General features: G+C 68.4%; 23 protein-coding genes. 14 read left to right on the forward strand and 9 right to left on the reverse strand.

The window, feature by feature from the left end; all coding sequences use genetic code 11:
* Positions 1 to 105: 105 nt before the first annotated feature.
* Together ABT313_RS02540 and ABT313_RS02545 are read right to left on the reverse strand one after the other, a co-directional pair.
* Positions 106 to 1482: a HAMP domain-containing sensor histidine kinase gene (locus tag ABT313_RS02540; RefSeq protein ID WP_350847855.1), complete on the reverse strand. Its 1377-nt coding sequence runs from the start codon at positions 1480 to 1482 to the stop codon at positions 106 to 108.
* Positions 1483 to 1517: 35 nt separating this feature from the next.
* Positions 1518 to 2219: a response regulator gene (locus ABT313_RS02545; RefSeq protein WP_502883926.1), complete on the reverse strand. Its 702-nt coding sequence runs from the start codon at positions 2217 to 2219 to the stop codon at positions 1518 to 1520.
* A 148-nt stretch (positions 2220 to 2367) separates the two neighbouring features.
* Between ABT313_RS02545 and ABT313_RS02550 the strand changes: the two genes are divergently transcribed.
* The 6 genes from ABT313_RS02550 (at position 2368) to ABT313_RS02575 (ending at position 9257) form a co-directional block, all read left to right on the forward strand.
* The gene (locus ABT313_RS02550; RefSeq protein ID WP_350847857.1) at positions 2368 to 4161 is read left to right on the forward strand and encodes an ABC transporter substrate-binding protein; all 1794 of its coding nucleotides are present in this window, start codon (positions 2368 to 2370) and stop codon (positions 4159 to 4161) included.
* Between the two features lie 7 nt (positions 4162 to 4168).
* Positions 4169 to 5149 carry an ABC transporter ATP-binding protein gene (locus ABT313_RS02555; RefSeq protein ID WP_350847859.1) on the forward strand — a complete coding sequence of 327 codons (981 nt, stop codon included), beginning with the start codon at positions 4169 to 4171 and terminating at the stop codon, positions 5147 to 5149.
* Entirely contained in the window at positions 5146 to 6162 is a 1017-nt protein-coding gene (locus ABT313_RS02560) for an ABC transporter ATP-binding protein (RefSeq protein WP_350847861.1), read from the forward strand. The genes ABT313_RS02555 and ABT313_RS02560 overlap by 4 nt, the downstream gene beginning before the upstream one ends.
* Positions 6163 to 6238: 76 nt before the next feature.
* Positions 6239 to 7165: an ABC transporter permease gene (locus tag ABT313_RS02565; protein ID WP_350847863.1), complete on the forward strand. Its 927-nt coding sequence runs from the start codon at positions 6239 to 6241 to the stop codon at positions 7163 to 7165.
* 3 nt (positions 7166 to 7168) lie between these two features.
* A complete protein-coding gene (locus ABT313_RS02570; protein ID WP_350847865.1) occupies positions 7169 to 8128 on the forward strand; it encodes an ABC transporter permease in 960 nt (319 codons plus the stop codon).
* 136 nt (positions 8129 to 8264) lie between these two features.
* Complete coding sequence (locus ABT313_RS02575) at positions 8265 to 9257, forward strand: 2-dehydropantoate 2-reductase (protein ID WP_350847867.1); 993 nt, start codon at positions 8265 to 8267, stop codon at positions 9255 to 9257.
* Here ABT313_RS02575 and ABT313_RS02580 read toward each other — a convergent pair.
* Positions 9222 to 10130, reverse strand: coding sequence for a GNAT family N-acetyltransferase (locus ABT313_RS02580; RefSeq protein ID WP_350847869.1), 909 nt, complete (start codon positions 10128 to 10130; stop codon positions 9222 to 9224). The genes ABT313_RS02575 and ABT313_RS02580 overlap by 36 nt on opposite strands.
* A gap of 80 nt (positions 10131 to 10210) precedes the next feature.
* Here ABT313_RS02580 and ABT313_RS02585 point away from each other — a divergent pair, with 80 nt between their 5' ends.
* Positions 10211 to 11083: an NAD(P)/FAD-dependent oxidoreductase gene (locus tag ABT313_RS02585; RefSeq protein ID WP_350847871.1), complete on the forward strand. Its 873-nt coding sequence runs from the start codon at positions 10211 to 10213 to the stop codon at positions 11081 to 11083.
* Here the strand turns inward: ABT313_RS02585 and idi are convergent.
* Positions 11060 to 11617, reverse strand: coding sequence for an isopentenyl-diphosphate Delta-isomerase (gene idi, locus ABT313_RS02590; RefSeq protein ID WP_350847873.1), 558 nt, complete (start codon positions 11615 to 11617; stop codon positions 11060 to 11062). The two genes, ABT313_RS02585 and idi, sit on opposite strands and share 24 nt — an antisense overlap.
* Positions 11618 to 11819: 202 nt before the next feature.
* Between idi and tyrS the strand changes: the two genes are divergently transcribed.
* From tyrS to ABT313_RS02605, 3 genes are read left to right on the forward strand one after another with little or no spacing between them, the layout of a single operon-like run.
* Positions 11820 to 13013, forward strand: coding sequence for a tyrosine--tRNA ligase (gene tyrS / locus ABT313_RS02595; RefSeq protein ID WP_350847875.1), 1194 nt, complete (start codon positions 11820 to 11822; stop codon positions 13011 to 13013).
* A 4-nt stretch (positions 13014 to 13017) separates the two neighbouring features.
* Positions 13018 to 14214, forward strand: coding sequence for an aminoglycoside phosphotransferase family protein (locus ABT313_RS02600; RefSeq protein WP_350847877.1), 1197 nt, complete (start codon positions 13018 to 13020; stop codon positions 14212 to 14214).
* A complete protein-coding gene (locus ABT313_RS02605) occupies positions 14211 to 15032 on the forward strand; it encodes an NAD(P)H-binding protein (protein WP_350847879.1) in 822 nt (273 codons plus the stop codon). The genes ABT313_RS02600 and ABT313_RS02605 overlap by 4 nt, the downstream gene beginning before the upstream one ends.
* Here ABT313_RS02605 and ABT313_RS02610 read toward each other — a convergent pair whose 3' ends face one another.
* Entirely contained in the window at positions 15033 to 15554 is a 522-nt protein-coding gene (locus ABT313_RS02610; protein WP_350847881.1) for an isochorismatase family protein, read from the reverse strand.
* Between the two features lie 109 nt (positions 15555 to 15663).
* Between ABT313_RS02610 and gnd the strand changes: the two genes are divergently transcribed.
* Entirely contained in the window at positions 15664 to 17103 is a 1440-nt protein-coding gene (gene gnd, locus ABT313_RS02615) for an NADP-dependent phosphogluconate dehydrogenase (protein WP_350847883.1), read from the forward strand.
* On the opposite strand, the gene ABT313_RS02620 is transcribed toward gnd, so the two are convergent.
* Complete coding sequence (locus ABT313_RS02620) at positions 17031 to 18458, reverse strand: MFS transporter (protein WP_350847885.1); 1428 nt, start codon at positions 18456 to 18458, stop codon at positions 17031 to 17033. The genes gnd and ABT313_RS02620 overlap by 73 nt on opposite strands.
* Entirely contained in the window at positions 18458 to 18835 is a 378-nt protein-coding gene (locus ABT313_RS02625; protein WP_350847887.1) for a nuclear transport factor 2 family protein, read from the reverse strand. The genes ABT313_RS02620 and ABT313_RS02625 overlap by 1 nt, the downstream gene beginning before the upstream one ends.
* Positions 18836 to 18905: 70 nt before the next feature.
* Between ABT313_RS02625 and ABT313_RS02630 the strand changes: the two genes are divergently transcribed.
* Positions 18906 to 19523 (forward strand): TetR/AcrR family transcriptional regulator, encoded by a 618-nt coding sequence (locus ABT313_RS02630; protein WP_350847889.1) that lies wholly within the window; start codon positions 18906 to 18908, stop codon positions 19521 to 19523.
* Positions 19524 to 19564: 41 nt separating this feature from the next.
* A complete protein-coding gene (locus tag ABT313_RS02635; protein ID WP_350847891.1) occupies positions 19565 to 20014 on the forward strand; it encodes a DUF6319 family protein in 450 nt (149 codons plus the stop codon).
* Between the two features lie 161 nt (positions 20015 to 20175).
* Here ABT313_RS02635 and ABT313_RS02640 read toward each other — a convergent pair whose 3' ends face one another.
* Together ABT313_RS02640 and ABT313_RS02645 are read right to left on the reverse strand one after the other, a co-directional pair.
* Positions 20176 to 21189 carry an alcohol dehydrogenase catalytic domain-containing protein gene (locus ABT313_RS02640; RefSeq protein ID WP_350847893.1) on the reverse strand — a complete coding sequence of 338 codons (1014 nt, stop codon included), beginning with the start codon at positions 21187 to 21189 and terminating at the stop codon, positions 20176 to 20178.
* Positions 21190 to 21226: 37 nt separating this feature from the next.
* A complete protein-coding gene (locus ABT313_RS02645) occupies positions 21227 to 21970 on the reverse strand; it encodes an SDR family oxidoreductase (RefSeq protein WP_350847895.1) in 744 nt (247 codons plus the stop codon).
* A gap of 97 nt (positions 21971 to 22067) precedes the next feature.
* Here ABT313_RS02645 and ABT313_RS02650 point away from each other — a divergent pair, with 97 nt between their 5' ends.
* On the forward strand, positions 22068 to 23015 hold the full coding sequence (locus tag ABT313_RS02650; protein ID WP_350847897.1) for a LysR family transcriptional regulator: 948 nt from the start codon (positions 22068 to 22070) through the stop codon (positions 23013 to 23015).
* Positions 23016 to 23033: the final 18 nt, after the last annotated feature.

Genomic DNA, 23033 nt, shown 5'->3' on the forward strand with positions numbered 1-23033 from the left:
TCCGTGAATACTAGTAGACGCACTTCACCTGTCAGATGGAGTGCGCCAGCTAGACACAGAGGCAAGTAGCCATGCCTCCACAGTAACCGGAGGCCTCAAGAACCGTCAGCTGGTTTTTGCCGGCAGCTCGACGACGAAGCGGGCGCCGCCGCCGGGGCGGGTGGTTACCTGGATGGTGCCGTGGTGCCATTGGACGTGGCGGGCGACGATCGCGAGGCCCAGGCCCACGCCGCGGCCGCGGCCGGAGGTTTCGCCGCGGCCGAAGCGTTCGAAGATGCGGGTGCGGTCCTCGGCGGCGATGCCCGGACCGGCGTCGTCGACCGTGATGATCACGCCCAGACCGCCGGCCTCGACGCCGACGCCCTTGCAGCCGCCGGCGTGGTCCTCGGCGTTCTCGACCAGGTTGGCGATCACGCGCTCAAGCCGGCGCTTGTCGGCCTGCAAGGTAAGCCCTTCGGCTTCTGGCTCGACCGTGGTCACCTCGCGCCCGGCGGTCGCGTCGGCCGCCGCGCGGACCAGGTCGGCGATCCGGACGATCTCCCGGCTCCCCCGGTCGCCGCCGTCGTCGCGGGAGATCTCCAACAGGTCGATCACCAACCGCCGGAACCGGTCCAGGTCGTCACCGAGCAGCTCGACCGGCTCCCGTACGGCGGCCGGCAGCTCCGCGCGGTGGTTCTGGATCAGCTGCATCGAGTTGAGCATCGTCATCAGCGGCGTCCGCAGCTCATGGCTCACATCACCGGCGAACCGCGCATCCGCGGCCACCCGGCGTTCCAGCGCCGCCGCCGTCTGGTTGAACGAACGCGCCAGCCCGCCGAGGTCGCGGTCCTGCTCGGCCAGCAGCCGCGCGTCCAGCTTCCCGCGCGCGACCTCGTCCGCCACCCGGGTCAGCTCGGCCAGCGGCCGCAGCGCCAGCGTGCTTGCCAGCCGACCGACCGCGAGCCCGACCAGCGCGGTCGCGATCGCCGCCGCGATCAGCGTGAGCTTCAGCTTCAGCAGCGTGCTGTCGAGGGCGCCCAGCGGATGCCACTCGAAGTACGCCTCGTCAGGCCGGCCCATCGGTACGCCGACGGCCAGCGCCCGCTGCCCGCTCACCTCGATCCGCCGTTGCACGATGTTGCCGGCGAGCGCGTTCTGGATCAGGTCGGGCGGCAGGTCGGAGGGTTTTCCGGTCAGCGAGTACCACTTGTCGCCGACGTACGCCATCGATGCGGCGGCGTCGGTGGAGGGCAACGTTCGAAGGACTTGCAGCACCTCAACGCCGGGTTGGAGCTCGAGACCGGAGCAGTCGGCGCGTTCCCGGGCGGGGACGCAAGGTTGGGGCGCCCCGAACAGCCCGTACCGCAGCGCTGCCGCGTTGTCGGAGGTGACCGACTCCGCGGATTCGGCGCGCTGCTGGGTCAGGTAGTCCGAGACCACACTCCAGGTCACGATCGCCAGGACAGCCGACAAGCCGAGCGCGAGCAGCCCGTAGGCCAGCATGACGCGATTCCGCAGGCTGAACCGTCCCAGCAAGGTCAGCTCACCAGTCGGTAGCCCAGGCCACGGGCGGTGACGAGATGCTTCGGGCTGGCCGGGTCACGCTCGATCTTCAGCCGCAGCCGGCGGATATGGACGTCGACGATCCGGCTGTCACCGAAGTACCCGTAGCCCCACACCTTCGACAGCAGCTGCTCCCGGCTGAGCACCTTGCCCTCGGCGCCGGCCAGCTCGGCGAGCAGCTTGAACTCGGTCCTGGTCAGCGGCAGCGTCTCGCCGTCCCGCGTCACCTCCGCACCCGGTACGTCGATGCGCAGGTCGCCGACGTCGACCAGCTCGGCCTGCCGGGCGTTGGACGGCTCGACCCGGCGGAGCAGCGCCCGGATCCGCGCCGACAGCTCCTTCGCGACCAGCGGTTTGGTCACGTAGTCGTCCGCGCCGGCTTCCAGCCCGGCGACCACGTCGTGACTGTCGGTCCGCGCGGTCACCATGATCACCGGTACGTCGCTGGAGCGCCGGATCTCCCGGCAGACGGTGAATCCGTCCCGGTCGGGCAGCATCAGGTCCAGCAGCACCACGTCCGGCGGCTCCCGGCGCAGCGCGGCCAGGGCGTCGTACCCGTTGGCCGCCTCCGCCACCTCGTAGCCCTCGTCCTCCAGGGCAAGCCGCAGTACCCGCCGGATCCGCGGCTCGTCGTCGACCAGCAGCAAGCTGTGTGCCACGGACCCAGTGTCGCTCACGGACGGACCTTATGGCGGTTACGGCTGTCATGAATCCGTCATGTTCGGGCGGGCGGCGATTGACATCTGTTTGACGGTTGCGTGACCGCGGTTCCGGCTGGGTCCGGAAGTCCTAACTTCGGCGCTATCGAGTCCCGGAGGAGGACCAATGGCCAGAAGACGGCTGGCGGCACTATCCCTTGCCGCCGTCGCGAGCATCGTGCTCGCGGCTTGTAGTAACGGCGGCGGAACAGTATCCGGATCCGGAGGTTCCGCCGGCACCCCTGTCAGCGGAGGCACCCTGAACGTCCTCGGCGCCGGCGATGTCGACTACATGGATCCCAACCTGAGCTACTACGCCGTGGGCTACCAGAACCTGCGGATGTGGAGCCGGCAGCTGTTCACCTATCCCGCGGATCCAGGTGGCAAGAACACCACGCCGGTCGCCGACCTGGCCACCGAACTCCCGACCGTCGACAACGGCGGCGTGAGCAAGGACGGCAAGACGTACACGTTCAAGATCCGGCCGGGCGCCAAGTGGAACACGACTCCGGCCCGCCAGGTGACCGCCGCCGACATGGTCCTCGGCGTGAAGCGCACCGCCAACCCGGTCCAGCCGTTCGGTGGTATCCCGGACTTCGCCGACCTGATCGTCGGCTACAAGGCGTTCGCCGCCGGGTTCGCGAAGGCGCCGAAGACGGTCGCCGGGATCAAGGACTACATCGACAAGACCCCGCTCCCGGGTGTCGAGGCCAAGGACGCCACCACGGTCGTCTTCCACCTCAACCAGCCGGCGGCGTACTTCACCGGCATGCTGACGCTGACGGCCTTCTCCCCCGCCCCGGTCGAGTCGCTCAACTACCTGCCGGCCAGCACCGAGCTCGGCAACCACTTCCCGTCGGACGGCCCGTACAAGGTCGACTCGTGGGTGCCGACCAAGTCGATCTCGTACTCCCGAAACCCCGCGTGGGACCCGGCTACCGACCCGGTCCGGAAGGCGTACGTCGACAAGATCCTGGTCAACGAGACCGTCACGCAGGACTCGGTCCAGCAGCAGCTGCAGACCGGATCGCCGTCGGCCGACATGGAATGGGACGTCGCGCCGCCGCCGTCCCAGCTGCCCGCGCTGCAGGCCAAGAAGGACCCGAACCTGAACATCGGTGACACCGCGAGTTCGAACCCGTACGTCATCTACAACACCGCCTCGCCGAACAACAACAAGGCGTTGCAGAACCCGAAGGTGCGCCAGGCGATCAGCTTCGCGATCAACCGCGACCACATCCTGCAGGTGCTCGGCGGCAAGACGCTGAACCCGCCGCTGACCCACGTGCTCCCGGACGTGATCCTGGGGTCCAAGCAGATCGACCCGTACCCGTACAACCCGGACAAGGCCAAGCAGATGCTCGCCGAGGCAGGGTTCCCGCACCTGACACTGAAGTTCCTGTACCGGAACGCGACCGAGGGCAGCAGCAAGTCCTTCCAGACGATCCAGCAGGACCTGTCGAAGGTCGGGATCACGGTTGTCGGCGTACCGTCGCCGAACGCCGACTTCTACGTGAAGTACCTGCAGGTGCCGACCGTCGCCCAGCGCGGCGTCTGGGACCTGTCGCTGGCCGGCTGGGGCGCCGACTGGTACGGCAACGCGGCGCTGTCGTTCTTCAACCCGCTGTTCTCCGGTGAGCCGTCGTTCCCGCCGGTCGGCAGCAACTTCGGGCTCTACAACGACCCGGAGACCAACACGCTGATCAAGCAGGCGATCGCGGCACCGACCGACGACCAGGCCGCCGACCTGTGGGCCAAGGCCGACGCCCGGGTGATGGACCAGGCCGCGTTCTACCCGCTGACCAGCAACAAGCAGGCGAACTACCACGCCGCGCAGGTCCACAACGCCGTCTACGTCCCGTCGATGCAGAACTACGACCCGACGAACGTGTGGCTGTCCAAGGACAAGCAGGGCGGCTGACAACCTCATGGCTCTGCTTGAAGTAAGGGACCTCAAGGTCTCCTTCGACACCCCGGACGGCACCGTCCGCGCCGTCCGGGGGTTGTCGTACGACGTCGAAGCCGGCCAGACCCTCGCCGTGGTGGGCGAGTCCGGCTCCGGCAAAAGCGTCTCCACCCAGACCATCACCGGCCTCACCCGCGGCGCCACCGTGTCCGGTACGGCGTTCTTCGACGGCACCGACCTGATCACCGCGGAGCAGTCGACGTTGCGCCGGCTGCGGGGCGCCCAGATCGGCATGATCTTCCAGGACCCGTTGTCCAGCCTGCATCCGCAGTACCGGATCGGCTGGCAGATCGTGGAGATGATCCGGGCGCACGACCGCGAGATCAGCAAGCAGGACGCCCGGAAACGGGCCGCCGAACTGCTGACCCTGGTCGGCATCCCCCGGGCCGCGGAGCGGATCGACGACTATCCGCACCAGTTCTCCGGCGGGATGCGGCAGCGGGTGATGATCGCGATGGCGATGGCGCTCGACCCGGCCCTGCTGATCGCGGACGAGCCGACCACCGCGCTCGACGTGACCGTGCAGGCCCAGGTGCTGAACGTGATGCGCCGGCTCCAGGAGCAGTTCGGTACGGCGATCATCCTGATCACGCACGACCTCGGGGTGGTGGCCGAGATGGCCGACGAGGTCGTCGTGATGTACGCCGGCGCCGTGATGGAACGGGCACCGCGGCGCGACATCTTCTACCGCAACCACCATCCGTACACCCAGGGCCTGCTGGCGTCGTTGCCGGCCCGCAGCGGTGACCGGCTGACCCCGATCCCGGGGACCCCGCCGAGCCTGATCAGTCTGCCCAAGGGCTGCCCGTTCGCGGCCCGCTGCCCGCACGTGTTCGACAAGTGCCGCACCGAGGCGCCGCCGCTGGTCGACGTCGCCCGGGACCCGCGGCACCAGTCGGCCTGCTGGCTGCCGCATGAGAACAGCGAGGCGATCGCTTCATGAATGAGGACGTGTTGCTGAAGGTGGAGAACGTCCGCAAGGAGTTCCCCACGCACTCCAAAGAAGTGGTGCAGGCAGTCGCCGGGGTCTCGCTCGAGGTGCACAAGGGCGAGACACTCGGCCTGGTCGGCGAGACCGGCTGCGGCAAGTCCACGCTGGCGCGCTGTATGGCGCATCTGTACGACGTGACGTCGGGCACGGTGACGTTCGAGGGCCAGGACATCACCCGGCTCTCCCGCAAGGCGATGCGTCCGCTGCGGCGCGACGTCCAGGTCATCTTCCAGGACCCGTACGGCTCCCTGAACCCGCGCCGCCGGGTCGGCTCGATCATCGGCGACCCGTTCGCGATCCACAATATTGCTTCAGGCAACGAACGGAAGAAGAAGGTCCAGGAACTGATGGAGCTGGTCGGGCTCAACCCCGAGCACTACAACAGGTTCCCGGCCGAGTTCAGCGGTGGCCAACGGCAACGGATCGGGGTGGCCCGGGCGCTCGCGCTGCGGCCCAAGCTGGTGATCTGCGACGAGCCGGTGTCGGCGCTGGACGTGTCGATCCAGGCACAGATCATCAACCTGCTGGCGGATCTGCAGCAGGAGTTCGACCTGACGTACGTGTTCATCTCGCACGACCTGTCCGTGGTCCGGCATGTGAGCGACCGGATCGCGGTGATGTACCTGGGCAAGATCGTCGAACTCGCGCCGACCGAGGAGCTGTTCAGCCAGACCAGACACCCGTACACCCGCGCGCTGCTGTCGGCGTTGCCGGTGGCGGATCCGGACACGGCGGACAGCCGCGAACAGATCATCCTCGGCGGCGACATCCCTTCCGCGACGAACCCGCCGGAGGGGTGCAGGTTCCACACGCGGTGCCCGAAGGCGAGGCTGGACTGCGCGGGCGAGGAGCCGCCGCTGGAGTCCGTGCTCGACGACTCCTGGCAACACCGCACCGCGTGCTTCTATCCGTTGACGGTGGGCGAGGACCTGTCCACCGCCGTACCTGATCTGAAGGCATCATGACCGAGCGGAGCGAGGTCATCAAACAACACAGTCCGTCTCGTGCCTCATCGGCGCCCGGAGCGAAGCGAGGACGACGATGAGTTCCGCCATTGAGATGGTCGACGTCCTCGACGAGCCGAAGGCGATCGAGGGCCGGAGTCCGTTCTCCCTTGCCGTGCACCGGTTGCGCAAGGACAAGGTGGCGATGATCTCGCTTGCCGTGATCCTGCTGATCGTGCTGATGGCGATCTTCGCGCCGGTGTTCACCGCGATCACCGGGCATCCGCCGAACGAGCAGTACCGCGACATCGGGCTGACACCGGACGGCCTGCCGCGCGGGCCGAACGGGACGTTCTGGCTCGGGACCGACGACCTCGGCCGGGACATCCTGGTCCGGATCGCGTACGGCGCCCGCGTCTCCCTGCTCGTCGGTGTGATCGCCACCGCGATCACCGTCGTGATCGGAGTCGTGCTGGGACTGGCTGCGGGGTTCCTCGGGGGGATCACCGACACCATCCTGGCGCGACTGATCGACGTCGTACTGTCGGTTCCGTTCCTGTTGGTGGCGATCGCGCTGGTGTCGGTGACGGGTCCCAGTCTGACCGTCACGGTGCTGGTGATCGGCTGCTTCAGTTGGGCGTCCGTGGCCAGGATCGTGCGTGGCCAGGTGTTGTCGCTGCGGGAGCGTGAGTTCGTCGAGGCGGCGCGCTCGCTCGGGGCGGGCGACGGCCGGATCATGTTCGTCGACGTACTGCCGAACGTGATGGCGCCGGTGATCGTCTACACCACGCTGCTGATCCCGGTCGTGATCGTCACCCAGGCGACGTTGTCGTTCCTCGGGCTCGGTCTGCCGCCGCCAACCGCGGACTGGGGCGGGATGATCAGCGCGTCGCAGAACTACTACACGACCGCGTGGTGGTTCATCCTGTTCCCCGGTCTGGCGCTGCTGATCACGACGCTCGCCTTCAACCTGTTCGGTGACGGCGTCCGGGACGCCTTCGACCCGCGCGCAGATCGGACCTGAACCATGGCCATGTTCCTGATTCGCCGGATCGGCCACGGGATCCTGGTCCTGTGGCTGATCAGCATCGCGGTGTTCGGCCTGTTCTTCGTTGCTCCGAGCAACGTCGCGCAGACGCTGGCCGGCCGGCAGGCGACGCCGGAGACGATCGCGCTGATCAAGCACCGCCTCGGACTCGATCTGCCGGTCTGGAAGCAGTACCTGCACTTCCTCGGCAACGCGCTGAAGGGCAACCTCGGGTACGACTACTACCACCAGGTTGCGGTGACCAAGATCATCGCGCAGGCGCTGCCGATCACGGTGTCGCTGGCCCTCGGCGCGGCCGTGCTGTGGTTGCTGCTGGGTGTGTTCAACGGCGTGATCTCGGCGACGCACCCACGGTCGCTGGCGGACCGCGGGCTGACGTTGTTCTCGCTGTTCTTCTACTCGTTCCCGTCGTTCCTGCTCGGGCTGTTGCTGCTGTACTTCCTGTACTTCCGCCTCACCCTGGCAGGGTTCACCTGGTTCCCGGCCGGCGGCTACGCGCCGATCGCCGGCGGCGTCGGGCCGTGGTTCCAGCACCTGGTGCTGCCGTGGATCGCGCTCGCGTTGTTGCTTGCGGCAACGTATACCCGGCTGACCCGCGGTTCGATGCTGGACGTGCTCGGCGAGGACTACATCAGGACCGCGCGGTCGAAGGGCATCCGGGAGGGCCGGGTGGTCGTGGTCCACGGTCTGCGGAGTGCGCTGACACCGGTGATCACGCAGTTCGGCATCGACCTCGGCCAGCTGATCGGCGGGGTGGTCGTCATCGAGACCGTGTTCAGCCTGCCCGGCCTCGGCCAGACCGCCGTGGTCGCGATCAACCAGCAGGACCTGCCGGTGATCATCGGCATCGTGCTGTTCGCCTCTGCGGCGGTCGTGGTGGCGAACATCCTGGTCGACATCGGGTACGCCGTACTCGATCCGCGCGTGCGATTGCATTAGCTCCCGGGGTTCCTTGGTCGGGTTTCGCCCTGGGGTGGTACCGAAGGACAGGAGGTGTGCGTTCTACCTGGCGGTCTTGGGCGGACGCCAGGCGGAACCTCCCGAACACCTCCTGTCCTTAGGTACGTTGTGACCCGTGAAGATCGTTGTGTACGGCGCCGGCGGGATCGGGTGCTACGTGGGCGGCCGGCTGGCAGCCTCCGGGACGCGCGTGACGTTCGTCGGCCGGCAGCGGATGGCCGACGAACTGGCGGCGCACGGGCTGCGTCTGACCGATTATTTGGGTGCGGATCTTCGGGTGTCGGACGTGGACTTCGAGACGACGCCGGATGTTGCGGCCGGGGCCGATCTGGTGTTGGTGACGGTGAAGTCGGCAGCTACCGAGGGGGCGGCTGCCGAGTTGGCGTCGGTGTTGAAGCCTGGTGCGGTGGTGGTGAGTTTTCAGAACGGCGTCCGGAACGGGGAGCTGTTGCGGTCGCGGCTGACCGAGCAGGTCGTGGTGCCCGGGATGGTTCCGTTCAACGTGCTCAACCGGGGCGCCGGCGTGTTTCATCAAGGCACCGAGGGCGCGCTCGACGTCCAGCAGGAGGCCGCGCTGGCGCCGTACGTCGAGGCGTTCCAGTGGGCCGGGCTGCCGCTGACGCAGCACGACGACATCCTGCCGGTGCAGTGGGCGAAACTCCTGCTGAACTTGAACAACCCGATCAACGCGCTGTCCAACCTGCCTCTGCGCGACGAGCTCTCCCAGCGCGCGTACCGGCGTTGCCTGGCTGCAGCGCAAGCGGAAACGCTGGGGATTCTGCAGGCTGCCGGGATCGAGCCGGCGCAGTTGCTCGCGGTTCCGATGCACCGGTTCCCGATGATCCTGCGGCTGCCCGACTTCCTGTTCCGCCGGCTCGCGTCGAAGATGCTCGCGATCGACCCGCTCGCCCGGACCTCGATGTGGGAGGACCTGGAGGCGGGACGGCCGACCGAGATCGACTACCTGAACGGCGAGGTCGTCCGGCTCGCGGAATCGCTCGGGCGGTCCGCGCCGGTCAACAGCAAGCTGGTCGAGTTGATCCGCGTCGCCGAGACCGATCGCCGCGCCTGGTCAGGAGCCGAGCTGCTCGGGGAACTCCAGCGGTAGGTTCGCGCGGACGTTGATACTCACGGCGCCGTAGCTGAAGCCGAGGTGCTCGTTGAGCCGCCGCATGTTCGCGTTGCCCTGCTGGGTCCACGTATAGACCTCGCTGATGCCGTGCTCGGCCGCCCACGCCATGCTCGTCCGCTTGAGTGTCGACGCGACCGCCTTCCCACGCCAATCCCGGCGTACGGCGGTGTAGGCGACCTCGGCGCGCTCCGGCTTGTCGGTGTCGAGCATCAGCCCGGCCAGGCCGATCACGTCATCCCCGACCACGGCCAGGAACATGGCCGCCGGCTCGTTGATCCACTCGGTCGCCCACTCCTCGGCCGACACGTCGAGCGGCGTCGGCGTATCCATGTCCGGGAACGTCGGCAACGCGACCTGCTCGTACGCCGTCGCCCACAACTCCGGGCGCTCCGCAACGGTGACGATGTCGTACTCCGTCGGCCGGGCGGGCCACGTCTCGGCGCCGATCCGGCGTACCTGCTCGACCTGGCGCCCTGTCTCGACGAAGCCGAACCGCTGGGCGAACGCGAACGAGCCCTCGTCCTCGACGCCCGATCCGACGACCTCGTAGCCCAGCGCACCGGCATGACCGGCCAGCACCCCGAGCAACTTCGTGCCGACCCCGCGCCGGCGCGCCTCGGGCCGGACCCGCGGCGACACGAACCCACGCCCGGCCTCGTCGGAGCTGTCCGCGAGCCCGTTGGCGACGACCGCGCCGTCCAGCTCGGCCAGCACCAGCACACGCTCCTCGGTCTCCAGCTCGCGCAGTTCGGCCACGCTCGGACAGCGCTCGTGCGGGAGGACGGCGATGCGGACCTGGCGCCAGGCCTCGTAGTCCGCGTCCGTCGTCACCGGCCGGATCTCGATCATTTGCCCATTAGGCGGCCTGCGGTCATCTCACCGCTCACCAATTTTAGAGTATGAGACGAATCTTCTCGTATATTGATCAGATGGACGTAGCGGTGATCGGTGGGAGCCTGGCCGGGCTGCAGGCGGCGTTGACGTTGGGCCGGGCGCGGCGGCAGGTGGTGTTGTTCGACGACGGGCAGCCGCGGAACCGAGCGGCGGAGCACGTGCACAACTACCTGGGCGCGGAGGATCCCGCGCCAGGTGAGTTGCTCGCCGTCGGACGTCGGCAGCTCGCGGCGTACGGCGTGGAGGTCCGGGACGCGCGGGTCGACGACGTGACGCTGGACGACGACGGGTTCGTGGTCGACGGGGTACAGGTCCGGTCCGTCGTGCTGGCGACCGGGTTGTGGGACGAACTGCCCGATGTGCCCGGCGTGGCCGAGGGATGGGGCCGGTCGGTGGTGGCCTGCCCGCACTGTCACGGGTGGGAGGTGCGGGATCAGCCGCTGGTGCAGCTGGGGATGCGCGGCGCGCCGGACCGCTCGGTGGCACGGGCGTTGTTGCTCAGCCGATGGAGCTCGGACGTCGTCCTGTGCACGGACGGGGACGAGCTGACGGACCCGCAGCTCGAGCGGCTGTCCCTGGCCGGGGTGAAGGTCCGGACCGGGCGAGTCGCGGAGGTGTCAGCGCCTCGGGTAGTGCTCTCGACCGGAGAGGTGCTCGCGCCGGGGCGGGTGTTCGTCGTCGTGCGGCAGCATCAGCAGAGCGATCTCGCCGAGCGGCTCGGTTGCCAGGTCGCCGACGGCGCGGTCGTCGCGGACGAGGGCGGACGGACCACCGTGCCCGGGGTCTACGCGGTTGGTACGACGGCGGCGCCGGCGCTGCTCGCGATCGGGGCGGCCGGTCACGCGAGTACGGCGGCCGTCGCCGTACACAACGATCTTCTGGAGCTAGACCTGGGCGGCGGGTGGTAGGCGGGCCGGGTCGGCGATCGGCCAGTCGTCCGGCGGCGTGCTGAGCACGTCCAGTTGCAGCAGGCACCACGGCGACAGGCCGGGGACGTCGCGCACCTCGTCCCAGTCGACCCAGCGGTAGGCCGCGACCTCGGCCGGGTTCGGCGTGGGGTCGCCGGTCCACCTGGCCCGGTAGACCGGGCAGATCTCGTTCTCGACGATGCCGGTCGGCATCTCGGCGCGGTACCTGAACTCGGGTAGCACGAGGTCCATCGAGTCCACGACGATCCCGAGCTCGTCGGCCAGCCGACGCCGTACCGCGTGCTCCACCGGCTCGCCCGGAAGTGGGTGCCCGCAGCAACTATTGGTCCAGACGCCCGGCCAGGTGGGCTTCCCGAACGCACGCTGGGTGAGCAGGACCCGGCCGTCCACGTCGATCACGTAGCTGGAGAACGCGAGATGCAGCGGGGTCGCCGCGTGGTGGACCGTTGCCTTCGCCTCGGTCCCGATCGCGTGCCCGCCCTCGTCCACCAGCACTACCCGCTCATCACTCACGCCCAGAGCTTAAGTCCTGTCTGCTAACCTGATCGCGTGATCAAGCGACGCGTGGCATATCGACCGGCTCTGGGAGGAGCCGGTATTCGGTAGTACCCGCACTCGCTCCACCCAGAGCCTCCGAGGCAGGAACCGTCCGGTTCCTGCCTCTTTCCGTTGCCGGAGGCACTGGCGGTGCCTCGCCGCTGAGAGGAATCCCCACGTGAACTTCGTGATCGAGCGATTACGCCGTACCACCGACACCGTCATCGGCGCGGACGACCTGCGCGACCGGCTGGACTCCGGGCGCCCGCTGCGGATCAAGTACGGCGTCGACTGCACCGCGCCGGATCTGCATCTGGGCCACGCGGTCAACCTGTGGATGATGCGGCAACTGCAGGACCTCGGCCACCGGGTCGTGTTCCTGCTCGGCGATCTCACCACTCGCGTCGGCGACCCGACCGGCCGCTCCGAGACTCGTCCGGTGCTCACTCCCGCGCAGATCGACGCGAACGCCGCGTCGTTCCTCGAGCAGGTGTCGCTGGTGCTGCGCACCGACCCCGAGGTGTTCGAAGTACGGCGGAACTCCGAGTGGTACGACGGGATGCCGGTGGCCGAGCTGTTGGGTCTGTTCGCCCAGGTCACGCAGGCGCAGTTGATGAGCCGGGACATGTTCCGCGATCGGGTCGCGGCCGGGCGGGAGATCGCCGTCCACGAATTGGTATACCCCGTGCTGCAGGGCTACGACAGCTTTGCGATGGAAAGCGATCTGACGATCGTCGGGTCCGACCAGCTGTTCAACGAGCAGCTGGGACGGCACTTCCAGCAGCGGTTGGGGGCGCCGCCGCAGGTGGTGATCACGACGACGATCACCCCCGGAATTGATGGTCGGGCCAAGCAATCCAAGTCGCTGAACAACTACATCGGGCTGACCGACAGCCCGCGCGACAAGTTCGGCAAGCTGATGAGCATCCCGGACGAACTGGTCGAGCCGTACGCACGCGTCTACACGGAGCTGCCGCTGGAGACGGTCGCTGCCCTTGCCGACTCCGCGGCGACCGGTGGTCCGGCGGCTCGCGACTCCAAGCTCCGGCTGGCCGCGGCCGTGGTCACGCGGTACCACGGCGCGGGCGTCGCACGTGCAGAGCTGGCCGCCTTCCGGCAGACGTTCTCGGATCGCGGGCAGCCCGAGGAGATGCCTTCGGTGGTGGTGGACGGTTCGGCGGTGACCGCCTTCGACCTGCTGCGAGCGGCTCGACCCGACGACAGCAACTCCGAGCTGCGCCGGCTGCTGCGGCAGGGGGCCGTGACGATCAACGGCGTACGGACGGAAGACCCGGCGGCGGCTGTCGACCTCGGTGCAGACGTCGTACTCAAGTCGGGTGCTCGCACTTGGCACCGGATCACGCGACAGTAGGCCGGTGGAATTCAAGACGGAATTCAAGACCGTAGAGGCCTTGGTGAGCGTCGGCGCCCGGTACGTCGGCCGGGCGCCGGCGTTCGACGTGGAGCCGGGGTGGTGGTCGGAGGTCGAGGCCATCACCCGGCACCTGGACGAGCTGCTCGGTGTTCCGACGCTGGTACTGCGGCTCGTGCACGCGGACGAGGCTGTGATCGGGCGCGGCGGGCGGGCGGTGTACCACGTCGAGGCGATGGGCGAGCCGCGTCCCGGCGTACTGGATGAGACGCCGTCGCCCCAGTGGGATTCGGTCATTGCGGCGGAACCGCACCGGTCGACGTGGGCCGAGGTCGGCGGGCCGGCGCGGCTGATCGCGTGGGCCCAGGGCGTCATCGGGCCGCACGACGCCGTACAAGTGAAGACGTGGAACCTGTCGTGTCTGGTGCGGTTTCCGGGTGCGTGGGCGAAGGCCACGAGCCGGTTCTGCAGTGTCGACGCGGACATCATCGAACACATCCGGCGGTACGACGAGACGCTCGCGCCTGCTGTACTCGCGACATCCCGGGTCGACCGCTGGTCGCTGCTCGCGCACGCGCCGGGGACGGACTGCTGGGAGCCGGACCGGGCGTCGGTCGAGAGTGTCGTGCCTCGTTGGGTCGCGGCCCAGGCTGCTCTCGCCGGCGAGGTGGACGAGCTCGATGCTCCGCGGTTGTTGCCGTCCTCGTTGGCGGATGAGGTCTCGGCGCTGATTCCGCGGGTTGCCTTGTCCGACGACGAGGTGAGCGGTCTGGTGAAGCTGGTCGATCGGCTGCCGGCGATCGTCGGTGAGCTCGAGTCCGCGGGGCTGCCGATCACGTTGGTGCACGGGGATTTCCATCCAGGGAACTGGCGGTCGGACGGTACGCATCGGGTGATCGTCGACTGGGCGGACACGTTCATCGGTCACCCCGCGACCGACATCAGGCGTCTGCGCGACTTCCTGCCGGCGGAGAAGCGCGAGCATGCGTGCGAGGTGTGGGCGGCGGCCTGGCGGGATGAACTCCCTGGGTGCGAGCCGCTGCGCGCGCTCGGGCCGATGAGTGTGCTGGGGCCGCTGACGTATGCGCTGATCTACCAGCGTTTCCTCGACAACATCGAACCCGACGAACGGATCTACCACCAGGACGACCCGGCGATCTGCCTGCGGTCGGCCCTCGATATGGCAGGCTGCGAGCTATGACGATCCTGGTGACCGGCGCAACCGGCAACGCGGGTGGGGCGGTCGTGCAATCGCTCGCAGCACAAGGCATTCCGGCACGGGCGCTGATCCGCTCGGCGACGTCCCTGCCGACTGGTATCGAGCCTGTGTACGGCGATCTGAACAAGCCGGACACGTTCGTGGACGCGCTCGCCGGCGTCACCGGGATCTTCCTGCTGAGCGGGTACGACCGCCTCGAGGAACTGCTCGCGAATGCGGTGGACGCGGGGGTTCGGAAGGTCGTGGTGCTGTCGAGCAGCTCCCTCGACGGTGAGCTGACGAACGCGGTCGCGGCGTACCACCATGCGACCGAAGAGGCCGTCCGGGTCTCCGGATTGGACTGGACCTTCCTGCGGCCGAACTCGTTCATGTCGAACACCCTGCGCTGGCTGGACCAACTTCGCGCCGGCGACGAGGTGCGCGTGCAGTTCCCGGACGTGCCGGTGTCGACGATCCACCCGCGCGACATCGCGGACGTCGCGGCGCGGGCTCTGCAGGGCTCGGCCGACGGCGAAGTACTGCGGCTCACCGGCCCGGTCGCGCTGACCCCGGTCGAGCAGGTCGCGATTCTGGGCGAGGGAATCGGCCGAGCGCTGACGGCGTACCCGATGACCCGCGCGGAAACCCACGCCGCGCTGGAGGCCTCGATGCCCGCGCCGTACGCCACCGCCATCGAGTCCTTCTTCGCCGACAGAACCATCGACGAAACCACCGTCAACAACACAGTCACCCAGGTCACCGGCCACCCACCCCGCACCCTACAAACCTGGGTCCAGGAGAACGCCAGGCTGTTCGGGTAGCTACTTCAGGGCGGTCAAGTACTCGTTGGTGGTGCAGAGTTCGCCGATTCGGGGGAAGATCTGGGAGAGCGCGAACTCGTGCGCCGGGGCGTCCAGGCCGGTCATCGCGTCGGTTATGAAGAAGGTCTCGTAGCCGAGGTCGGATGCCGCGCGCCCGGTGGATTCCACGCCGAAGTTGGTTGCGATCCCCGCGAGGGCCACGTTCGCGATTCCGCGCGACTGGAGTTCGGCGTCGAGGGGTGAGCGGCCGAAGGCGCCGATCGTGCGCTTGACGATCTCCAGGTCGCCCGGCTGCGGCACCACCTCATCCGCGAACCCGCTCCCCTCCGGCTGTACGTCGACGCCCGGCCGCTCGACCCGCACGTTCACCACCAACCCACCCGCCGCCCGCGTCGCCGCGGCCAGCTCCACCGACCGCTGGACTACCGCCGGCCCGCTCAACGGCGCGGTGTCCAGCGCGATGATCCGCGGCATCAGGTCGATCAGGATGAGCGAAGTACAACGGGACTCGAGAGGATTCACGAGCCGAGCCTAAGGGCCGACCTGTCCACGACCCGGCCCCGCTGGACGGCGGGGTTGCCGGGGGCAGCAGACTGGACCTCGCACACACCTTGAGACTGCGGGAGATTCGATGAGCTCTGAGAAGGCCCAGATAGGTGTCACCGGACTAGCGGTGATGGGTCGCAACCTGGCCCGGAACCTCGCGCGCAACGGTTTCAGCGTCGCGCTGCACAACCGTTCCCAGGCCCGCACCGACTCGCTGGTCGCGGAGTTCGGTTCCGAGGGCGACTTCGTCCCGTCCACGGACCTGGCCGGCTTCGTCGAGTCGCTGGAGCAGCCGCGCAAGATCATCATCATGGTGAAGGCGGGCGCCCCGACCGACGCGGTCATCGACGAACTGGTGCCGCTGCTCGACGAGGGCGACATCGTCGTCGACGCCGGCAACGCGCACTTCCTCGACACCCGGCGCCGGGAGAGCGCGCTGAAGGAGAAGGGCCTGCACTTCGTCGGCAGCGGCGTGTCCGGCGGCGAGGAGGGCGCGCTGAACGGCCCGAGCATCATGCCGGGCGGTTCGCCGGAGTCGTACGCGGCGCTGGAGCCGATGCTGACCAAGATCTCCGCGCACGTGAACGGCGAGCCGTGCTGCGTGCACGTCGGTCCGGACGGCGCCGGCCACTTCGTGAAGATGCTGCACAACGGCATCGAGTACGCCGACATGCAGCTGATCGCGGAGGCGTACGACCTGCTCCGGCACGTGCTCGACCTGTCCCCCGCCGAACTGGCCGACGTGTTCCGCGACTGGAACACCGGCGACCTCGAGTCGTTCCTGATCGAGATCACCGCCGAGGTGCTCAGCCAGACCGACCCGACCACCGGCGGCGCGTTCGTCGACATCGTCCTCGACCAGGCGGAGCAGAAGGGCACCGGCCGCTGGACCGTGCAGTCCGCGCTCGACCTGGGCATCCCGGTCAGCGGCATGGCCGAGGCCGTGTTCGCCCGGTCCCTGTCGGGTGACGTCGTACGGCGGGAGGCGGCGGCCGGCGTGCTGCCCGGTCCGGCTGAGGCGAAGCTCGACGTGGACCGGCAGGCGTTCATCGACGACGTACGGCACGCGCTGTACTCGTCGAAGCTGGTCGCGTACGCGCAGGGCTTCGACGCGATCCGGGCGGCCAGCGACGAGTACGGCTGGGACATCGATCTCGGTGCGATGGCGACGATCTGGCGCGGCGGGTGCATCATCCGGGCTCGGTTCCTCGACCGCATCAAGGAGGCGTACGACCGGAACGCGGACCTGCCCTCGCTGCTCGTCGACGACTACTTCAAGGAAGCAGTCGCCAACGGGCAGGAGTCCTGGCGTCGGGTGGTGGCTGCCGCCGCGACGGTCGGCGTACCGGCTCCGGGGTTCTCGGCTGCGCTGTCGTACTACGACGGGCTGCGGGCCGAACGCCTGCCGGCTGCGCTGATCCAGGGGCTGCGTGACCTGTTCGGTGCGCACACCTACAAGCGGGTCGACCGTGAGGGCAGCTTCCACCTGGAGTGGTCGGGCGACCGCTCCGAGAGCACCCAGTAGACAACTACCGCCGCTACGCACAGGAAGCCGGCCGCTCCGAGGCTCGCCACGTTGAACCCGTGGACAGCATCGGAGTGGGCGGCGACCGTGCCGGCGACTGTGCTGAGCAGCGCAGTCCCGAGTGATGCGCCGACCTGCTGAGAGGTCATCACCATGGCACCGGCCACCGCAGTGTCGGGACCGGCGCCGAGGGTTGCGGTGCTGTTGGCGGCGATCAGAACCCATCCGGTCCCCAGACCGACGAGGAAGAACACCGGCATGACGTGTAGCCAGTAGCTGCTGTCAGCTCTGAGCAACCCGAGCAGTGCGAGCCCGGCGGCAATGGTGAGTAGCCCAGGGCAGATGAGGGTCCGCACTGGCGTCTTGGCCAGCAGACGGCTCACTGCGCGCACTCCAGTCATCAGCCCGACTGTCAACGGCAGGAAGGCCACACCGGCCTTCACCGGTGAGTAGTGCTGGATGTTCTGCAGGTAGAACGTCAGGAAGAACAGCGCAGCGAACATGCCGATCGCCAGGCTGAACACGGCCAGGTACGAGCCACTTCGCCGGCTGTTCGCCAAAACCCTCAGCGGCAGCAGTGGCGACTTCACGCGAGCCTGCACAGCCAGGAAGGCCGCCAGCAACACCACTCCACCTGCGAGCGATGCGTACGTCGCCGGTGCGCTCCAGCCATCCGACTCCGCCCTGGCGAACCCGAAGACCACCGCCATCAGCCCTGCGGTCGCCAGCAACGCACCCACCAGGTCCACTCGCACCCCACTGGCTCGCGGGACCGGACGTACGGCGTACAGGACGCCTCCTGCAGCCAGTGCGGCGATCGGGAGGTTCACGAACATGCACCACCTCCAGTCCAGGTACTGCGTGAGCACGCCGCCGACGAGCACGCCCAGACCGGACGCGCTGCCCATCGCCGTGCCGTAGATGCCGAACGCCTTCCCTCGCTCAGCCGGCAACGGGAACGACGCCGCCAGGGTCGCCAGCACCGCCGGAGTCAGCAGCGCCCCGAAGACTCCCTGCAGGGCACGTCCGGTCAGCAACATCGCCGGACCGGTCGCCGCACCGCCAAGCGCTGACGCGGTTGCGAAACCGGTTAGCCCGACGAGGAGGGCACGGCGCCGTCCGATCAGGTCGCTCATGCGTCCACCGAGGAGCAGCAGGCCGCCGTACCCGAGCGCGAACAGCGTGATCACCCACTGCCGCGCCGGATCCGACATCCCAAGGTCCCGCTGCACCGACGGCAACGCGATATTCACGATGGTCAGATCGATCCCGACCATCAACTGAGCAGTCGCCACCGCCCCAAGCGCCCACCACCGCCGGACGTCGACCTCTGGCGACGCCTCCACGGCAGCCATCAGAACATCCCGTTCGCGTTGGACGCCTCGTCAGGAACCGGCTGCATCACGTCCCAGTGCTCGACGATCCGGCCGTCCGCGTCGAGGCGGAAGATGTCAACGATCGCGGTGCCGGTCTGCCCCGGCACGCGGACGCCGTGGACGTGGGCGATCACGTAGTCGCCGTCCGCGAAGAGGCGCTTGACGTCGGCCTTCAGGTCCGGGAAGTCCGCGCGGATCGTCGCGACGAACTCCTCGAAGCCGGCGATGCCGTCCGCGATCCGCGGGTTGTGCTGCGTGTAGGTGTCGCCGAGCAACTCGGCGGCGGCGTGGAAGTCCTTCCGGTTCAAGCCTGTCTCGTAGAAGTCGAGGACGGCTTGTTTGTTGCGTTCGCTCATGGTCATCCTTAAGTGAACAGCTGTAGTGCTACGACTGTAAGGCAACGTCCGTTGCAATACAATCGGCTTTATGGACGCTGGAACGTCGCGGAACCGGAACCGTCGCGGGCAGGGGGAACTGCTGCGGCAGGAGATCATCGAGGCCGCACTGCGGATGCTGAACGAGCTCGGGGACGACGAGGCGCTGTCGCTGCGTGCGGTCGCCCGGGAGGTCGGGATCGCGGCGACGTCGGTCTACATCCATTTCGCCGATCGCGACGAGCTCGTCTTCGCGGCGCTGGAGAAGTCCACGACCGACCTCCTCCGCGACCTCGAGCAGGCAGAGGACAGCGCCGGCGACGACCCGGTACGCCGGCTACGCGCGCGGCTGATCTTCCTCGGCACGTGGGTGCGCGAGTATTCCGGCCTCTACAAGGTGCTGCACGAAAGCTCACTGAACCGGCGGATGAATCTCGCCTTCAAGGAGGAGCTGGGGATCCGCGCGAAGGCCGCCGTGCAGGCCTGTATGGACGCCGGCCTGGCGCCCGCGGACGACGCGACCGCGGTGGCGCTCGATCTGCGGGCCGCGGTGCACGGCGCGGTCTCGATCCGGATCAACGAGCCGGAGGCCGATCTGCCGCCGCTGGCAGACCAGATCGACCGCTTCCTGGTGAAGCTGGTTGGCCTGCGAATCGAACATGTGTTCTAATAGTCACACAGCGCCAGTCCCAGAAGGAGATCGCCGCAACGATGACTGTAGACACTCTGGCAGTAGAGACGCCGTCCGACCTCGCCGACACTCCCGACCTGATCAACCCGTCGGCAGCCACGCCCGAAACGACGGCCGAAGCAACGCCCGACACGGCTGACGCAGCTCCCGCCGAGGCGCCGAAGCCGAAGAAGGCGCCGGCGAAGAAGGCGGCCGGCAAGAAGGCGAAGACCATCGAGCTCACGCTCACCGTCACCGGGACGGCGGACGGCGAGTGGCACGCCGAGCTCAAGCAGGGCACGACCTACCTGGCTCGCGACCTGGCCGTTGCCGCGGCCGCGGTGTCCCGCGCGGCCAAGGAGTTGCACGAGGACCTCTCGACCCCGATCGACGAGGTCATCGAGGAGGCCCGCTCCCAGCAGGCCGCCAAGGTGGCCGCGCTCGAGGCCGAGCTCGAGGCCGCCAAGAAGGCCCTCGCCGACCTCGACTGAGCCCGGCCGATCGAGGTTGGCCGATTGAGCCAGGCCGATTGAGGTTGGGCTGATCCCGGCGCAGGACTCCCCGTGGTAGTCACCTTCCCTGATCACCACGGGCAGCAAATGCAGAACCCGTCCGCAGCTGTGTGAGGTGGTTGCGGACGGGTTCTGGGGATCTAGCCGGCCTGGGTCGTGAGCACGATGCGCAGGTTCGCCTTGGGCTGGTGTTGCCAAGCGTCCTCGGCCTGCTCGAGCGGGAACGTCTCGATGATCGGCCGGATGCCCTTGAGCACCGCGAAGTTCAGCGTGTCCTCGGAGTCCTGCGCAACCCCGGAGTACCACCCGGACACCGACAACCGGCCCTCGGAGAGCGCATGGCCGGTGACCTGGATCGGGTCGCTGCCCTCGAGGACGATCAGCTCGCCGTTCGGGCGCAGGCCCTTGACCAGGTCCGACTGGAGATCAGCGCGCGAGACCGTCGCGAGCACGACGGCGGCACCGCCGAGAGCCTGCAGTGCCTCGCCTGCATCACCCTCCTCGCTGTCGATGTACTCGTCCGCACCGAGCTGACGAGCGAGCTTCTCCTTGTCCCGGCCGCGGTTGATCGCCACCGTCCGGAAGCCCATCTTGTCGGCGAACTGGATCGCGAGGTGGCCGACACCACCGACCCCTTGCACCGCGATCGTGTCCCCCGGCCCCGCATTCGCATGCCGGAGCGCGTTGAACGCCGTGATCCCGCCGCACATCAACGGTGCCGCGTCCTCGAAGGACAAGGCCTCCGGGATCCGCGCCACCGCATCCTGCGGCGCCACCATGAACTCGGCGTACCCGGCGTCGTACGACGTGCCGACGATCGTGCGGTTGACGCAGTTCGTGAAGTCGCCGCGCCGGCAGTACTCGCAGGTGAAGTCGACGCCGCCGGACCAGCCGACGCCGACCCGCTGACCGACCTCCCAGACCGTGACGCCCTCGCCGACCGCGTCCACGACACCGGCGATCTCGTGTCCCGGGATCCGCGGCAGCACGGTGCCGAACAGCGCGTTCCGCGGAATCGCGTCACCGCCGCAGATCCCGCAGGCGTGCACCTTCACCCGGATCTGCCCGGCCTTGGGTTCCGGGATCGGCACATCGGTCACGACGAACGGGCCGCCGGCCTGCTGCACCTGGGCCGCACGCATCGTTCCAGTCATCTCTCTCCCTCAATAGGTCCAGCTCAGTAGGTTCGGCTCAGTGCATTCCGCCGTCGGCGACGATCTGCTGACCGGTGATCAGTCCGGCCTCGTCGCCGGCCAGGAAGGCCGCGATCCCGGCCACGTCCTCGGTCGTGCCGAGCCGCCCGATCGGCACCATCGCGATCAGGCTCTGCTTGTACTCGTCGTTCGCCGGGTCGGTGAAGATCCCCGCGCCGTCGATCGGCCCCGGCACGATCGTGTTCACGGTGATTCCCCGCGGCCCCAGCTCCAGCGCGAGCACCCGGGCCAGGTAACCGGTGGCGACCTTGCTGGTGCCGTACAGGCCGACGCCCAACTGCGGGACCGTGGTGGTGTTCGACGAGATCGTGATGATCCGGCCGTTGTCCGCGATCCGGCGGGCCGCCTCGCGCAGGACGAAGTACGGGCCCTTGGTGTTGACCCGGAACAGCAGGTCGAAGTCCTCTTCGGTGACGTCCGCGACCGGGACGTTCACCTTCTCCATGCCGGCGTTCGCGACCACGACGTCGACCTGGCCGAACTCGTCGACCGTCGCGTCGTACAGCCGCTGGATCCCGTCGACCTGGGACACGTCGGCGGCGACCGAGATGGCCTGCACGCCGAGCGCCTTGGCCGCGTCGAGTACTTCGTTCGCCGCGGACTCGTCGCGGGAGTAGTTGACCACGACGTTCGCGCCCTGAGCGGCGAGGCGGAGCAGGATCGCCCGGCCCAGGCCCTTCGACGAGCCGGTGACCAGCGCCGTCTTTCCCTTCAGCGTCATCCTCTTGTCTCTCCCTTCAGCAGACCTGCTTCGATCGTCCTGCCAGATCGCGGCGGGCGGAAACAGAGACTTGTTGGCGAGGCCACAACAAGCCGTTGTGGCACGATGGCTGGGTGGATGCGAGGACGGCGTGGATCTGAGCCTGCGGCTGCTCGAGGCACTCGAAGCCGTTGCGGCCGAGGGCAGCATGACGCGGGCGGCAGGCGTCCTGAACCTGACACAGCAGGCAGTCAGCGGGCAGATCCGTCAACTGGAGCGAGTGATCGGGACCCCACTGGTCGAGCGGCGCCCGACCGGCATCGAACTGACCCCGGCCGGCGAGGTCGTCCTCAAGCAGGGCGCGGCGCTGTTGTCGTCAGCACAGGCGATGGTCACCGAGGCGCGGTTGACGGCGGCAGGGCGGCCGGATCCGCTGCGGATCACGTTCAAGGCGCAGAGTACGGCGCACTTCATGCCCGCGGTCGAGGCCGCACTCCGCCGTGGCGCGCCCGAGGTCGAAGTACGGCCGATCGCGTCGCACACGTTGCCTGACGAGATCGCCGCACTCGTCGAGGGTCGGGCGGACGCGGCGTTCCTGTGGCTGCCGATCGGCGACGATCCACGGTTCACCGTGCACCCGCTGCTCGAAGAAGACCGCTGGGTCGCGCTGCCGCCCGGACATCCGCTGGAGACGCGCACAGCGTTGTCCATCGAGGATCTCGCCGACGTACCGGTGGTCGGGCCACGGGACGGGATGCCGGAGGCCGTGGTGAACTTCTGGTTCATCGACCCGCGGCCGGACGGCAGCCGCGCGATCTTCGGACCGCAGGCGCGGACCCCGGAGGAGTGCCTCCACCTGGTCGCGGCCGGCCACGGCTGCTGGATCGCGCCGGCGTCGACCGTCACGTACTTCGCCCATCCCAAGCTGACGTGGCTGCCGCTGGTCGACGCGACTCCGAACGTGCTGGCCCTCATCTGGCCCAAACACACCGCGAACCCGCTCCTGCACCGTCTCCTCGAGGAGACCCGCCGCGCCCTTGATCCCTTGCCGACAGCAACGACCTGACGCGGTCCAGCGCGGCCT

Source organism: Kribbella sp. NPDC000426, from assembly GCF_040300265.1.
GTDB lineage: Bacteria > Actinomycetota > Actinomycetes > Propionibacteriales > Kribbellaceae > Kribbella.